This window comes from Pseudomonas sp. 7-41 (assembly GCF_021233075.1).
Lineage (GTDB): Bacteria > Pseudomonadota > Gammaproteobacteria > Pseudomonadales > Pseudomonadaceae > Aquipseudomonas > Aquipseudomonas veronii.
This window is the reverse complement of sequence record NZ_CP089551.1, coordinates 1,086,985-1,100,426: the sequence shown is the minus strand read 5'-3', so window position 1 is coordinate 1,100,426 and position 13,442 is coordinate 1,086,985. Positions and strand designations below refer to the sequence as shown.

Below are 13,442 nucleotides of genomic sequence, written 5' to 3'. Positions count from 1 at the left end.
CTCATGACCGCAGCCTTGCAAGACGAACCCGGCGAAGATATCGCCCAAGCCCTCGAAGACGGCTGGCTGCCGATCCGTGAAGTGGCGCGCCAGACCGGCGTCAACGCCGTGACCCTGCGCGCCTGGGAACGCCGCTATGGCCTGATCGTGCCGCAGCGCACGCCCAAGGGTCACCGGCTGTTCAGCCACGACCATGTGCAACGCATCCACACCATCCTCACCTGGCTCAATCGCGGCGTGCCGGTCAGCCAGGTGAAAAACCTGATCGACTCCGCGCACGTCGCTCCCGACGCCGTCGAAAACGAATGGCACACCCTGCGCCAGACCCTGGTGCAGGCCATCAGCGAGCTGGCCGAACGCCGGGTCGACGATGCCTTCAACCAGGCCATGGCGCTCTACCCGCCGCGCACCCTGTGCGAACAACTGCTGCTGCCGCTGCTCCGCGAACTGGAGCAACGCTGGCAGGGCCAATTCGGCGCGCAGATGGAACGGGTGTTCTTCCTGTCCTGGTTGCGCAGCAAGTTCGGCGCACGGATCTATCACAACAATCGCCAGTTGCACGGCGCACCGCTGCTGCTGGTGAATCATTCCGACCTGCCCCTGGCACCGCACCTGTGGCTCAGCGCCTGGCTGGCCAGCAGCGCCGACTGCCCGGTGGAAGTCTTCGACTGGCCGCTGCCGACCGGTGAACTGGCGCTGGCCGTGGAACACCTGCAACCGCGGGCGGTGCTGCTGTATTCAAGCCAGGCGCTCCATTTGTCGGCACTCGCAAAACTTCTGGGCGGCATCGCTTGCCCAAAGTTGATCGTCGGACCAACGGTATGCATCCACCAGGCCGAGCTGACGGCATTAGCTGGCGACACCCCTGAATTGTTCGTCGCCGAAGACCCATTGTCGGCTCACCAGATACTGATCCAGCAGGGACTTGTTTAAATGCACTTGATCTGGCTGCGCACCGACCTGCGCCTGCATGACAACACCGCCCTGACCGCCGCGAGCCAGCGCGGCCCGGTGGCGGCCGTGTACCTGATCACCCCGCAGCAATGGCTGGCCCACGATGATGCGCCGTGCAAAGTCGACTTCTGGCTGCGCAACCTGCAGCACTTGAGCCAGGCCCTCGGCGCGCTGAATATTCCCTTGCTGATCCGCCGCGCCGCGACCTGGGACCACGCGCCCGCCGTACTCGGCCAACTGTGCCGCGAGCTATCGGTCGAGTCGGTCCACGTCAACGAGGAATACGGCATCCACGAAAGCCGTCGCGATGCGGCGGTGGCCAAGGCTTTGGAAGCCGACGGCGTGAGCTTCCACCGTTACCTGGACCAATTGTTTTTCCAGCCCGGCAGCGTGCTGACCAAGACCGGCACCTACTTCCAGGTGTTCAGCCAGTTCCGCAAAGTCTGCTACGCCCGCCTGCACAGCGCCCTGCCGCGCCGGGTGGCCACGCCCAAGGCTCAAGCGGCCCTCGCGCTGACCAGCGACCCGGTACCGCAACAGGTCGACGGTTTCGAAACGCCGAGCGAAACGCTGCGCGCCCTCTGGCCCGCCGGTGAAGACGAAGCGCGCCGCCGCCTCGACGCGTTCGCCGCGCAGCAGATCAGCTACTACAAGGATGAGCGCGACTTCCCGGCCAAGCCCGGCACCAGCCAGCTGTCGGCGTACCTCGCGGCGGGCGTGGTTTCGCCGCGCCAGTGCCTGCATGCCGCGCTGCAGCGCAACCAGGGCGAGTTCGAAAGCGGCGATATCGGCACGATCACCTGGGTCAACGAACTGCTCTGGCGTGAGTTCTACAAGCACATCCTGGTGGGCTACCCGCGGGTGTCCCGTCACCGCGCCTTCCGCCCCGAAACCGAGGCGGTGGCCTGGCGCGACGCGCCCAACGACCTCGCAGCCTGGCAGCAGGCGCGCACCGGTTTGCCGATCATCGACGCGGCCATGCGCCAACTGCTGGAAACCGGCTGGATGCACAACCGCCTGCGCATGGTGGTGGCGATGTTCCTGACCAAGAACCTGCTGATCGACTGGCGCGAAGGCGAGCGCTTTTTCATGCGCCACCTGATCGACGGCGACCTGGCAGCCAACAATGGCGGCTGGCAGTGGAGCGCCTCCACCGGCACTGATTCGGCGCCGTATTTCCGGATTTTCAGCCCGTTGAGCCAGTCGCAGAAATTTGACCGCGACGGCGCGTTCATCAAGCACTGGCTGCCGCAACTGGCGACGCTGAATAAAAACGACGTACACGACCCGCAGGCCGCTGGCGGCCTGTTCGGCGTGGCCGACTACCCGCGCTCGATCGTCGACCTGAAACACTCCCGCGAACGTGCATTGGCGGCATTCCGCAGCCTGCCGTCGCGCCAGGCCGTCGGAGCCGAACATGAGTGACTTCCTGCGCCGCTTTGCCCAGGCCTTCGCCACTCTGGACAAGCACAACCTGCACCTGCTCGACAGCCTGTACAGCAAGGACATCGTCTTCACCGACCCGCTGCACGAAGTCCAGGGGCTCACGCCGCTGCACCACTATTTCGCGCAGTTGTACGGTAATGTCAGCCAGTTGCGCTTCGACTTCCACGGCTTCGACCAGGTGGCCGAAGGCGAAGGTTACCTGCGCTGGAAAATGAGCTTTTGCCACCCGCGCCTGGCCAAGGGCAAGGTGATCCGAGTGGAAGGCTGCTCGCACCTGATGTGGCGCGACAAGGTGTACCGCCATCGGGATTATTTCGATGCCGGCGCAATGCTTTACGAACACTTGCCGGTGTTCGGCCGTGTGATCAGTTGGCTGAAAAGGAGAGTCGGATGAACCTCACACCGCCCCGTCGTTATTGGCTGACCGGCGCCAGCAGTGGCATCGGCGCCTCCCTCGCCGTGGAGCTGCTCAACAGCGGCGCCCACGTGGCCCTCAGCTCGCGCTCCAAAGGCCCGCTGCAAGCGCTCGCCCAACGCTTTCCCGGCCAAGTGCTGGTCGTGGCGGGCGACTTGACCAACAGCCAGACCGTGCGCGAAATCGGCGAACACATCGCCCAGGTCTGGGGGTCGCTGGACACCGTGATCCTCAATGCCGGCACCTGTGAATATGTCGATGCCAAGCAATTCGACGCGTCGATCGTCGAACACGTGGTACGCACCAACCTGCTCGCCAGCAGTTATTGCATCGAAGCCGCACTGCCACTGTTGCGCGCCGGGCGCGCACCGCATCTGGTGGGCGTGGCCAGCGCCGTGACCTACCTGCCGATGCCGCGCGCCGAAGCCTATGGCGCGTCCAAGGCCGGTTTGCGCTACCTGTTCGAATCCCTACGCATCAGCCTGTCGCCGGAAAACATCGACGTCACCGTGATCAGCCCGGGCTTTGTCGACACCCCGCTGACCGAGCGCAATGACTTCCCGATGCCCCTGGCCTGGTCTGCCGACAAGGCGGCCCGGCATATCTTCGCCAAGCTGGACAAACGCCCACTGGAAATCGCCTTCCCGGCGATGTTCATCGCCACCCTGTGGCCGTTGTCGAAACTGCCGAATCGCGCGCAACTGATCATCGGCAAACGCATGCTGCGCAGCCCGCCGCCAAAAAAGGACGACCTGTGAAGATCGCGATTATCGGCAGCGGCATTGCCGGGCTGACCAGCGCCTACCTGCTCAGCCGTCGCCACGACATCACCCTGTTCGAAGCGGGCGATCGCATCGGCGGGCATACCCACACGGTCAACGTCACCGTCGAGGGTAAAAGCTATGCGGTGGACACCGGTTTTATCGTATTCAACGACTGGACCTACCCCAACTTCATCCGCCTGCTGGGTCAGGTCGGCGTGAAGTTCAAACCCACCGAGATGAGCTTTTCGGTGTGCGACCGCCGCAGCGGGTTCGAGTACAACGGCAATAACCTCAACAGCCTGTTTGCGCAGCGGCGCAATCTGTTGTCGCCGGGGTTCTGGGGCATGTTGCGCGATATTCTGCGCTTCAACCGCGAGGCGCCGGCGGACCTGCAAGCGCAACGCATCAGTGCCGACATGACCCTGGGTGACTACCTCGACGCTGGCGGCTACGGCCCGCGATTCATCCGGCATTACATCGTGCCGATGGGCGCAGCGATCTGGTCGATGTCCCTGGCGGACATGCTCGGTTTCCCCTTGCAGTTCTTTGTGCGCTTCTTCAAGAACCACGGCTTGCTGTCGGTGAGCAACCGCCCGCAATGGTGCGTGATCGAGGGCGGCTCAAGCCGCTACATCGAACCGCTGACCCGCGGCTTTCGTGAACGGATTCGCCTCGATTGCCCCGTGCATCGGGTCGAGCGCGATCCACAGGGCGTGACGATCCACAGCGCCGCGGGCACCGAAACCTTCGACAAAGTGGTGTTCGCCTGCCACAGCGACCAGGCGCTAGCCATGCTGGGCGAGCCGAGCAGTGCCGAGCAGCAGATCCTCGGCGCCCTGCCCTACGCCGACAATGACGTGGTGCTGCACACCGACACGCGCCTGCTGCCAGACCGCAAACTGGCCTGGGCCAGCTGGAACTACCGGCTCAGCGGCAATGCACAGAGCCAGGCGGCGGTGACCTATGACATGAACATCCTGCAAGGCATCGACAGCGCCACGACCTTTTGCGTCAGCCTCAACCAGACATCGATGATCAACCCGCTGAAGATCCTCGCCCGCTACACCTATGCCCATCCGCAATACAGCCTGGCGGCCGTGGCCGCGCAAGCGCGTTGGGAAGAGTTGAGCGGTGCGCAGCATACCTATTATTGCGGCGCCTATTGGGCCAACGGCTTCCACGAAGACGGCGTGATCAGCGCCTTGCGCGTGGCCCAGGCGTTTGGAGAAGCCCTGTGAACAGCGCCTTGTACAGCGGCTGGATCGCCCATCGCCGGTTTGCGCCCAAGGCCCACGCCTTTCGCTACCGCATCGGCTTGCTGTACCTGGACTTGAGCGAACAGGACGCAGTGCTCGGGCTGTCGCCCCTGGCCGGCGCAGGTCGCCTGGCCGCCTTCGGCTTTCGCCAGCAGGATTACCTGCGTGAATTCACCCGTCACGGCATGAGCCTGAGCGATGCCGTGCGCCAGCAAGTCGGCAAGGCGCTGGGGCGTACACCCCAGGGCGCTATCTGCCTACTGACTCAGGCCCGCAGTTGGGGCCTGGCGTTTAACCCGGTGAGTTTCTTCTACTGCTTTGAGGCCGACGGACAATTGGCCGCGATCCTGTGTGAAGTGACCAACACCCCATGGCGCGAGCGCTATCACTACGTGCTGCCGGCCCTGGCGCTGGGCGCCGACGAGCATCAGCACTTCGCCGTGGCCAAGGCGTTTCATGTATCGCCGTTCCTGCCGCCCGACCTGGAATACCGCATGAGCTTCAGCCCGCCCGCCGCCAGGCTTGGGGTCCACATGGCCGACTGGCAGGGCGATCGGAAAGTCTTCGACGCCACCTTGAGCCTGCAGCGCGAAGCCCTCAGCCGCGCCAGCCTGCACCGCTATCTGTGGCGCTTTCCGTGGATGACCGCCAAGACCTGCCTGGCGATCTATTGGCAGGCCCTGCGCCTGTTGCTCAAACGCACACCGATTTTTCCCCATCAGGTCGCCGATGGCGCCTCTCGCACCGCCGTCGGGTACACCAAGGATCGCCGCCATGAAATCCCCTAGCTTATCGGTCAAGGCCAACCGCCTGAACGTCAACGGCGTGACCACCGCACTGCTGCGCAAAGCCGTGCTGCGGCAACTCAGCCAATTGCGCCACGGCCAACTGGTGCTGATCGAAGACGGCGAACGCCAAGTGTTCGGCGCCCGCGAAGCGCATCTGCTGGGCGAGATCCAGATCCTCGATTCGGCGGTGTGGGGCCTGGTGGCGGCCAACGGCTCGATCGGTGCGGGCGAAGCGTTTATCCACGGTTATTGGAGCAGCCCGGACCTGACCGCCGTGGTGCGTGTGATGGTCAGCAACCTGGAGGTGCTCGACGCGCTGGAGGGCGGCCTGGCCAAGCTGGCGCGGCCGTTCACCCAAGGCTTGCATTGGCTCAACCGCAATACGCGCAAGGGTTCGCAGAAGAACATCGCCGCCCACTATGACCTGGGCAACGACCTGTTCGAAGAATTCCTCGACCCGACCATGATGTATTCGGCGGCGCAGTTCCTGAGCGCCGAAGACACCCTGGAACAGGCGCAACTGAACAAGCTGGAACGCATCTGCCAGAAACTCGCGCTTAAACCCACCGACCATCTGCTGGAGATCGGCACCGGCTGGGGCAGCATGGCGTTGTACGCGGCGCGGCACTATGGCTGCAAAGTCACCACCACGACCTTGTCCAGGGAACAGTTTGTCTACACCCAGCAACGCATCGCCGCCATGGGGCTGCAAGACCAGGTGACGCTGCTGTTGCAGGACTACCGCGACCTGAGCGGCCAATACGACAAGCTGGTGTCCATCGAAATGATCGAAGCGGTGGGCCATCGCTTCCTGCCGACCTACTTCAAACAGTGCGCGCGCCTGCTCAAGAGCGATGGGCTGATGCTGCTGCAAGCCATCACCATCCGTGAGCAACGCTTTGAACAGGCCAAGAACAGCGTCGACTTCATCCAGCGCTATATCTTCCCCGGCGGCGCCTTGCCCTGTGTGCAGAACATGCTGCAGATCATCAGCCGCGACACCGACATGAACCTGCTGCACATGGAAGATTTCGGCCTGCATTACGCGCGAACCCTGCGCTTGTGGCATGAGAACTTTCGCCGCGCTCACGGCCGTCTCATGGAATTGGGCTACGACGAATACTTCCTGCGGTTGTGGGAGTTTTACCTGTGCTACTGCGAAGGCGGCTTTATGGAGCGCACCATCGGCACCGCGCAGTTGCTGCTGGCCAAGCCGGCAGCCATCAACCCGCCGTTGCTTGGGCGTTTCAGTGCTTAACCAATGCGCCGGGTACGCTAACGTCTGTCAGCCCTTTCACACCTGTGTCACCCGCTTGCCTTACACTGCGTGCCTATGACCAACATCCCCCACACCCAAATCACCACCCCCGCCGTCACCTGCTCGACGTGCGCGGCCTGCTGCTGCCAGCTGGAAGTCATGCTGATCACCGACACGGGCGTGCCCGAGCGCTATATCGACACCGACGATTGGGGCGGCGAAGTCATGCTGCGCCTGGACGACGGCTGGTGCGCAGCGCTGGACCGGGACACGATGATGTGTACGATTTATACGCGTCGGCCGCTGATCTGCCGGGAATTCGAGATGGGCGCGCCGGAATGCCTGACCGAACGCGAAGGGATTGCGACCGCTTACCGCTGATCTCAGGCCGACGAATATCTCAATGTGGGAGGGGGCTTGCCCCCGATAGCAGTGGGTCAGTTGGCAAATTCTGCGACTGACACTCCGCTATCGGGGGCAAGCCCCCTCCCACAGGGTTTTGCAGGGTAACGAGTAGTTTTCGATGCCACCGAACGCGAATGGATTGCGACCGCTTACCGCTGATCTCAGCCGACAAATATCTCAATGTGGGAGGGGGCTTGCCCCCGATAGCAGTGGGTCAGTTGGCAAATTCTGCGACTGACACTCCGCTATCGGGGGCAAGCCCCCTCCCACAGGGTTTTGCAGGGCAACGAGTAGTTTTCGATACCACCGAACGCGAACGGATTCGCGACCGCTTACCGCTGATCTCAGGCCGACGAATATCTCAATGTGGGAGGGGGCTTGCCCCCTCCCACAGGGTTTTGCAGGGCAACGAGTAGTTTTTGATGCCACCGAACGCGAACGGATTCGCGACCGCTTACCGCTGATCTCAGGCCGACGAATATCTCAATGTGGGAGGGGGCTTGCCCCCGATAGCAGTGGGTCAGTTGGCAAATTCTGCGACTGACACTGCGCTATCGGGGGCAAGCCCCCTCCCACAGGGTTTTGCAGGGCAACGAGTAGTTTTCGATGCCACCGAACGCGAACGGATTGCGACCGCTTACCGCTGATCTCAGGCCGACAAATATCTCAATGTGGGAGGGGGCTTGCCCCCTCCCACAGGGTTTTGCAGGGTTCTGAAGTTACAGCGGCATCGTGTAGTGCAACGAGTAGTTTTCGATGCCGTCGTTATGGTCGCTGAGCCCGGCGTTGGAGTAGTGCATGGCACGAATGCCCACTTCATGCCCGCCGTTAAAGCGCAAACCGAAACCCAGGCGGTCTTCGAACTGGAAGGCCTGACCGAGGTTGTTGTCTTCCAACCGCGTGCGGGAGAATGCCGCCACCCCGATCCCGGCCTCGATGTAAGGTTTTACCGATTCCCCGGCGAACTCATACACAAATACCGGGGAGAACGACAGGCTGCTCGCGCCTGCACGGTGATCACCTTCCCAATAGGTGTATGCACCACTCCAATAGCCGGTCAGGCGACCGACGTCGCTCTGCATCCAGCTCTTATCCCAATCCGACGTCAGCCCCAATCGATAGGTGAGCGTCGAATCACCGGTGGCCCCCAGGCCAAACTCAAGGCCGGCGGCCTGCGCCGAAAAAGAGTGTCCCACCACAACGGCCGCAATCGCGGCCAAACAGAACAAGCGCTTCATAAGAAACATCCTTTCCGAACGAAGTTATAGGTTTTTACACAGGGAAATCTCGCTTATAGAAGCCGACTCACTGTCAGAAATTCAGCGTCTAACGGCGAATTTTGACGAAATTTTCACGAGCCGAAGCTTCTCACAACTCCGGGATGTTTCCATAGTGTCGGTAGGATATTTCTTAGATGACACACATCGCCGCTGGTCCAGAACTGGGCAGGGCCCGGAGTGCCGGCGGCCAGCAGATCGCGTTCGCCGAGCAGGCGCTTGAGTTGGCGGGCCACGGCGGCGCCGGTGTCGATCAGGCTGATGCCGGGGGGCAGCATCTGCGCCAGGAGCGGCTTGAGGAAGGGGTAGTGGGTGCAACCGAGGATGATGGTGTCGCAGCCGGCGCTGAGCAACGGTTCGACATAGCTTTGCAACAACTGGCGCAGGGCCGGGCTGCCCAGGTCGCCGGTTTCAATCAGTTCCACCAGGCCTGGGCACGGCCGGGTGATCACCCGCACATCGGTGGCGAAACGGTCGAGCAACGCGGCGAACTTGGCGCTTTGCAGGGTGCCGGTGGTGGCGAGTACGCCGACCACGCCACTGCGGGTCGCAGCGGTGGCGGGTTTGACGGCGGGTTCCATCCCCACCAGCGGCCAGTCGGGGTAGCTCTTGCGCAAGTCAGCCACGGCAGCAACGGTCGCTGTGTTGCAGGCAATCACCAAGGCTTTGGCGCCGCGCTCGCAGAAAAACTCTGCAACCCGGTGTAAACGTTCGCAAATAAAGGCCGGCGTTTTCTCGCCGTAGGGGATGTACCCGCAATCGGCGACGTACAGCAGCGACTCATGGGGCAACAGTTGCTGGATTTCCTCGAGCACCGTCAACCCGCCGATACCGGAGTCGAACACACCGATCGGTGCATCCTTAACCATGCTGCGCCCCACACACACTGCAACCGGGATCGCGCTTGACGCGCAACTCACGGAAACGCGTGGTCAAGGCATCGATCAGCAACAAGCGTCCGACCAGGGGCTCACCGAAACCGGCGAGCAACTTCAACGCTTCCAGGGCCTGCAGGCTGCCGACCAGACCGACCAGCGGGCCGACCACGCCGGCTTCGCTGCAGGTCAGTTCGGTGTCGCTGCCGTGCCCGTATAAACAGTGGTAGCACGGGCTGTCGGCGCGCCGCGGGTCGAATACCGAGAGCTGCCCGTCCAGGCGGATCGCCGCGCCGCTGACCAACGGCTTGCCGGCGGCCACGCAGGCGGCGTTGACCGCTTCGCGGGTGGAAAAATTGTCGCTGCAATCGAGCACCACATCCACCGCCGCCACTGCCGCGGCCAGGGAGTCGGCATCCAGCGCAGTGCGATGGGTGAGCAGTTTGATCTCGGGGTTGAGCGCGGTCAGACGGCGGATGGCCGAATCGACCTTGCTCAGGCCGACACTGTCCGTGTCATGGATGATCTGGCGTTGCAGGTTGGTCAGGTCGACGGTGTCGAAATCCGCCAGATGCAACTCGCCGACCCCGGCCGCCGCCAGGTACAGCGCCACGGGCGCGCCCAGGCCGCCGAGGCCGACGATCAAGGCGCGACCGTTTTTCAGGCGCAATTGGCCGTCGATGTCGACCTGTTTCAACAGAATCTGTCGGCTATAGCGCAACAGCTCCTGGTCGCTCAGCATGGCCGGCGCCCCAGGCTGATGCGTTCGTGGCCGCCGAGGTCGATGCGGCTGTGGACGCCTTCAAAGCCCTGACTCAGCAGCAGGTCACGCACCGCCGCGGCCTGGTCGTAACCGTGTTCCAGCAACAACCAACCGCCCGCGTTGAGGTGGGCCGGCGCCTCGGCGATGATCAGCCGCAGGTCGTCCAACCCATCATGGCCCGCCACCAGCGCGCTGGCCGGCTCAAAGCGCACGTCGCCAGCCGCCAGGTGCGGATCGTTGGCGGCGATGTAGGGCGGGTTGCTGATGATCAGGTCGTAGGTGTGGCCTTGCAACGCGCTGAACCAGTGACTGTTGAGCACAGTGGCATTGTGCAGGTTCAGGCGCTGGCGATTGCGTTCGGCCAGGGCCACGGCTTCGAGTACGCGGTCGACGGCGGTGATGTGCCAGGCCGGGCGCTCGCTGGCCAGGGCCAGGGCGATGGCGCCGCTGCCGGTGCCGAGGTCGAGCACCTTGGCCGGCGTGGCGGGCAACAATTCCAGGGCCGCCTCGACCAGCAGTTCGGTGTCCGGGCGCGGGATCAGCGTGTGGGGCGCGACTTCCAGGTCCAGCTTCCAGAAACCTTGCTGGCCGAGGATGTAGGCCACCGGCTCACCGGCGCGGCGGCGTTGCAGGTAATCGGCGAAGGTCAGCGCGGCTTCGCTGCTGACGATTTTTTCCGGCCAGGTGTGCAGGTAGCTGCGGGACTTGCCCAGGGCAGCCGCGAGCAACAGCTCCACGTCCAGGCGTGCGGTGGGCGAGTCGGGCAGGTCGGCGGCGCGCAGAAGGCTGGCGATGATGGTCATTTATTCACCTATCGCCGCCAATTGGTCGGCCTGGTATTCGACGAGCAACGGCTCGATCACCGCGTCGATGCCACCGGCGAGAATCTCGTCCAGGGAGTAGAGCGTGAGGTTGACCCGGTGGTCGGTGACCCGGCCCTGGGCAAAGTTGTAGGTGCGGATGCGCTCGGAACGGTCGCCCGAGCCCACCAGCAGTTTGCGTTCACTGGCAATCGCGTTGGCGGCGGCGCTGGTCTGCTGGTCATTCAATTTGGCCGACAGCCAGGACATGGCCCGCGCCCGGTTCTTGTGCTGCGAACGCTCTTCCTGGCATTCAACCACGATGCCCGACGGCAAGTGCGTGATGCGGATCGCCGAGTCGGTCTTGTTGATGTGCTGACCACCGGCACCGGATGAACGGTAGGTGTCGACGCGCAGGTCCGCCGGGTTGATCTCGATGGCTTCCTGCTCGTCCGGCTCGGGCAACACCGCCACGGTACACGCCGAGGTGTGGATACGGCCTTGGGATTCGGTGGCCGGCACCCGTTGCACGCGGTGCGCGCCGGACTCGAATTTCAGCTTGCCGTACACGTTGTCGCCTTCGACGCGGGCGATGACTTCTTTATAGCCGCCGTGTTCGCCTTCGTTCTCGGACAGGATCTCGACGCGCCAGCCACGCCGCTCGGCATAACGCGAGTACATGCGGAACAGGTCGCCGGAGAAAATCGCCGCCTCGTCGCCGCCGGTGCCGGCGCGGATTTCGAGGAAGACGTTGCGCCCGTCGTTGGGGTCCTTGGGCAGCAGCATGCGTTGCAGGTCGCCTTCGAGCTCGGCCAGTTTGTCTTTGGCTTCACGGACTTCTTCCACGGCCATTTCACGCATGTCCGGGTCGCTGTCCTTGAGCAGGGCCTGGGCGCCCTCCAGGTCGGCCTGTACTTTCAACAGGTTCTGATAGGTGAGCACAATAGGCTCAACTTCGGCGTATTCCTTGGAATAAGCGCGGAACTTGGCCTGATCGGAGATGACCTCGCCGTCGCCGAGCAACGCAGTCAGTTCTTCGAAACGGTCCTGGAGCACGTCCAGTTTGTTGAGCAGTGACGCTTTCATTACGGTTTTTTATCCGAAGAGCTATCTGACGCGCCCTCACCGAGGGCAAAGAGTTCCTGCGCCATGGCCAGCGCATCGAGGCGGCCTTCGGCAGTGAGTTTTTTCAGTTGTACGCTGGGAGCGTGCAGCAACTTGTTGGTCAAGCCGCGGGCCAGTTGCATCAGCACGTCTTCGGCGTTGCCGCCATTGGCCAATAAGCGCTGGGCCTTGCTCAACTCCTCGTCGCGCAGGCGTTCGCCCTGCTGACGATACGCCTTGAGCACGTCCACCGCCGCCAGTTCGCGCAGGCGCACCATGAAGTCTTCGGCGCCGACGCTGACCATTTCCTCGGCGGCCTGGGCTGCGCCCTGACGGCTCTTGAGGTTTTCGGCGACCACTTCGTGCAGATCGTCGACGCTATACAGGTAAACGTCGTCCAACTCGCCGACTTCAGGCTCGATATCCCGGGGAACGGCAATATCCACCATGAAGATCGGCTTGTGCTTGCGCAGCTTCAGCGCGCTTTCTACCGCGCCTTTACCCAGGATCGGCAACTGGCTGGCGGTGGAACTGATGACGATGTCGCTGCGCACCAGCTCGGCCGGGATATCGGCCAGCAGCACGGCGTGGGCGCCGAACTGTTCGGCGAGGATGCTGGCACGCTCCAGGGTGCGGTTGGCCACCACGATACGCTTCACGCCGAGGTCGTGCAGGTGACGGGCGACCAGGGTGATGGTCTCGCCGGCACCGATCAGCAAGGCCTGGCTGCGCTGCAAGTCGCTGAAAATCTGTTTGGCCAGGCTGACGGCGGCAAACGCCACGGACACCGGGTTTTCCCCGATGGCGGTGTCGGTGCGTACCTGCTTGGCGGAATTGAACGTGGCCTGGAACAGGCGCCCCAGCAGCGGCCCCACGGTGCCAGCCTCACGCGCCACGGCGTAGGCGGATTTCATCTGGCCGAGGATCTGCGGCTCGCCCAGGACCAGCGAATCGAGACCGGACGCCACACGCATCATGTGACGAACTGCCGCATCGTCCTCATGCACATAAGCGCTCGCGCGCAGGTCATTGAAGTCCAAATGGTGGTAATCGGCCAGCCAGCGCAGCACGACATCCGCTGAAAGATGCTCCTGCTCTATATAAAGCTCGCTGCGATTGCAGGTGGAAAGGATCGCAGCTTCGCGGCTGTCGGTGAGTCGGCAGAGCTGCTGCAAGGCCTCAACCAACTGCTCAGGCGTAAACGCCACGCGCTCGCGCACGTCTACGGAGGCAGTCTTGTGGTTAATACCGAGTGCGAGGAAGGCCATTCAATATCGCTGATGATGTCGGGAAGCCGACAATTGTCCTACTTCGATAGATTCAGAACAACCACCGTC

Annotated in this window: 14 protein-coding genes; 8 read left to right on the top strand and 6 right to left on the bottom strand. The window is 63.1% G+C overall.

The genetic code is table 11. From position 1 onward, the window contains the following. The first annotated feature begins 3 nt into the window (after positions 1–3). The 8 genes from LQ249_RS04815 (at position 4) to LQ249_RS04780 (ending at position 7,262) form a co-directional block, all read left to right on the top strand. Positions 4–933 (top strand): MerR family transcriptional regulator, encoded by a 930-nt coding sequence (locus tag LQ249_RS04815; RefSeq protein ID WP_046384750.1) that lies wholly within the window; start codon positions 4–6, stop codon positions 931–933. Then, on the top strand, positions 934–2,379 hold the full coding sequence (gene phrB / locus LQ249_RS04810; RefSeq protein WP_232566227.1) for a deoxyribodipyrimidine photo-lyase: 1,446 nt from the start codon (positions 934–936) through the stop codon (positions 2,377–2,379). It abuts the gene before it with no gap. Then, the gene (locus LQ249_RS04805) at positions 2,372–2,794 is read left to right on the top strand and encodes a nuclear transport factor 2 family protein (RefSeq protein WP_057005763.1); all 423 of its coding nucleotides are present in this window, start codon (positions 2,372–2,374) and stop codon (positions 2,792–2,794) included. The genes phrB and LQ249_RS04805 overlap by 8 nt, the downstream gene beginning before the upstream one ends. Further along, complete coding sequence (locus tag LQ249_RS04800; RefSeq protein WP_046384752.1) at positions 2,791–3,573, top strand: SDR family NAD(P)-dependent oxidoreductase; 783 nt, start codon at positions 2,791–2,793, stop codon at positions 3,571–3,573. The genes LQ249_RS04805 and LQ249_RS04800 overlap by 4 nt, the downstream gene beginning before the upstream one ends. Then, positions 3,570–4,817, top strand: a complete 1,248-nt coding sequence (locus LQ249_RS04795) for an NAD(P)/FAD-dependent oxidoreductase (RefSeq protein WP_232566226.1) — start codon at positions 3,570–3,572, stop codon at positions 4,815–4,817. Before LQ249_RS04800 ends, LQ249_RS04795 begins: the two co-directional genes overlap by 4 nt. Next, entirely contained in the window at positions 4,814–5,623 is an 810-nt protein-coding gene (locus LQ249_RS04790) for a DUF1365 domain-containing protein (protein ID WP_108525297.1), read from the top strand. Before LQ249_RS04795 ends, LQ249_RS04790 begins: the two co-directional genes overlap by 4 nt. Further along, the gene (locus tag LQ249_RS04785; RefSeq protein WP_017845512.1) at positions 5,610–6,881 is read left to right on the top strand and encodes an SAM-dependent methyltransferase; all 1,272 of its coding nucleotides are present in this window, start codon (positions 5,610–5,612) and stop codon (positions 6,879–6,881) included. Before LQ249_RS04790 ends, LQ249_RS04785 begins: the two co-directional genes overlap by 14 nt. A gap of 75 nt (positions 6,882–6,956) precedes the next feature. Continuing rightward, positions 6,957–7,262 carry a YkgJ family cysteine cluster protein gene (locus LQ249_RS04780; RefSeq protein WP_026139835.1) on the top strand — a complete coding sequence of 102 codons (306 nt, stop codon included), beginning with the start codon at positions 6,957–6,959 and terminating at the stop codon, positions 7,260–7,262. A gap of 743 nt (positions 7,263–8,005) precedes the next feature. On the opposite strand, the gene LQ249_RS04775 is transcribed toward LQ249_RS04780, so the two are convergent. The 6 genes from LQ249_RS04775 to hemA all read right to left on the bottom strand — a co-directional run bounded on the left by LQ249_RS04775 (position 8,006) and on the right by hemA (position 13,373). After that, complete coding sequence (locus LQ249_RS04775) at positions 8,006–8,524, bottom strand: acyloxyacyl hydrolase (protein ID WP_046384755.1); 519 nt, start codon at positions 8,522–8,524, stop codon at positions 8,006–8,008. Between the two features lie 113 nt (positions 8,525–8,637). Next, the gene (gene murI, locus LQ249_RS04770) at positions 8,638–9,432 is read right to left on the bottom strand and encodes a glutamate racemase (RefSeq protein ID WP_232566225.1); all 795 of its coding nucleotides are present in this window, start codon (positions 9,430–9,432) and stop codon (positions 8,638–8,640) included. Beyond that, positions 9,425–10,180: a molybdopterin-synthase adenylyltransferase MoeB gene (locus LQ249_RS04765; RefSeq protein WP_169865193.1), complete on the bottom strand. Its 756-nt coding sequence runs from the start codon at positions 10,178–10,180 to the stop codon at positions 9,425–9,427. Before LQ249_RS04765 ends, murI begins: the two co-directional genes overlap by 8 nt. After that, the gene (gene prmC, locus LQ249_RS04760) at positions 10,174–11,004 is read right to left on the bottom strand and encodes a peptide chain release factor N(5)-glutamine methyltransferase (RefSeq protein ID WP_128191611.1); all 831 of its coding nucleotides are present in this window, start codon (positions 11,002–11,004) and stop codon (positions 10,174–10,176) included. The genes LQ249_RS04765 and prmC overlap by 7 nt, the downstream gene beginning before the upstream one ends. Then, on the bottom strand, positions 11,005–12,087 hold the full coding sequence (gene prfA, locus LQ249_RS04755) for a peptide chain release factor 1 (protein ID WP_017844400.1): 1,083 nt from the start codon (positions 12,085–12,087) through the stop codon (positions 11,005–11,007). It lies immediately after the preceding gene. Beyond that, positions 12,087–13,373 carry a glutamyl-tRNA reductase gene (gene hemA, locus LQ249_RS04750; protein ID WP_017844401.1) on the bottom strand — a complete coding sequence of 429 codons (1,287 nt, stop codon included), beginning with the start codon at positions 13,371–13,373 and terminating at the stop codon, positions 12,087–12,089. Before hemA ends, prfA begins: the two co-directional genes overlap by 1 nt. Positions 13,374–13,442 lie beyond the last annotated feature (69 nt).

Coding starts and splice junctions, on each gene's coding strand:
- LQ249_RS04815 (WP_046384750.1), top strand. CDS start 4: ATGACCGCAGCCTTGCAAGACGAACCCGGCGAAGATATCGCCCAAGCC.
- phrB (WP_232566227.1), top strand. CDS start 934: ATGCACTTGATCTGGCTGCGCACCGACCTGCGCCTGCATGACAACACC.
- LQ249_RS04805 (WP_057005763.1), top strand. CDS start 2,372: ATGAGTGACTTCCTGCGCCGCTTTGCCCAGGCCTTCGCCACTCTGGAC.
- LQ249_RS04800 (WP_046384752.1), top strand. CDS start 2,791: ATGAACCTCACACCGCCCCGTCGTTATTGGCTGACCGGCGCCAGCAGT.
- LQ249_RS04785 (WP_017845512.1), top strand. CDS start 5,610: ATGAAATCCCCTAGCTTATCGGTCAAGGCCAACCGCCTGAACGTCAAC.
- LQ249_RS04780 (WP_026139835.1), top strand. CDS start 6,957: ATGACCAACATCCCCCACACCCAAATCACCACCCCCGCCGTCACCTGC.
- LQ249_RS04775 (WP_046384755.1), bottom strand. CDS start 8,524: ATGAAGCGCTTGTTCTGTTTGGCCGCGATTGCGGCCGTTGTGGTGGGA.
- murI (WP_232566225.1), bottom strand. CDS start 9,432: ATGGTTAAGGATGCACCGATCGGTGTGTTCGACTCCGGTATCGGCGGG.
- LQ249_RS04765 (WP_169865193.1), bottom strand. CDS start 10,180: ATGCTGAGCGACCAGGAGCTGTTGCGCTATAGCCGACAGATTCTGTTG.
- prmC (WP_128191611.1), bottom strand. CDS start 11,004: ATGACCATCATCGCCAGCCTTCTGCGCGCCGCCGACCTGCCCGACTCG.
- prfA (WP_017844400.1), bottom strand. CDS start 12,087: ATGAAAGCGTCACTGCTCAACAAACTGGACGTGCTCCAGGACCGTTTC.
- hemA (WP_017844401.1), bottom strand. CDS start 13,373: ATGGCCTTCCTCGCACTCGGTATTAACCACAAGACTGCCTCCGTAGAC.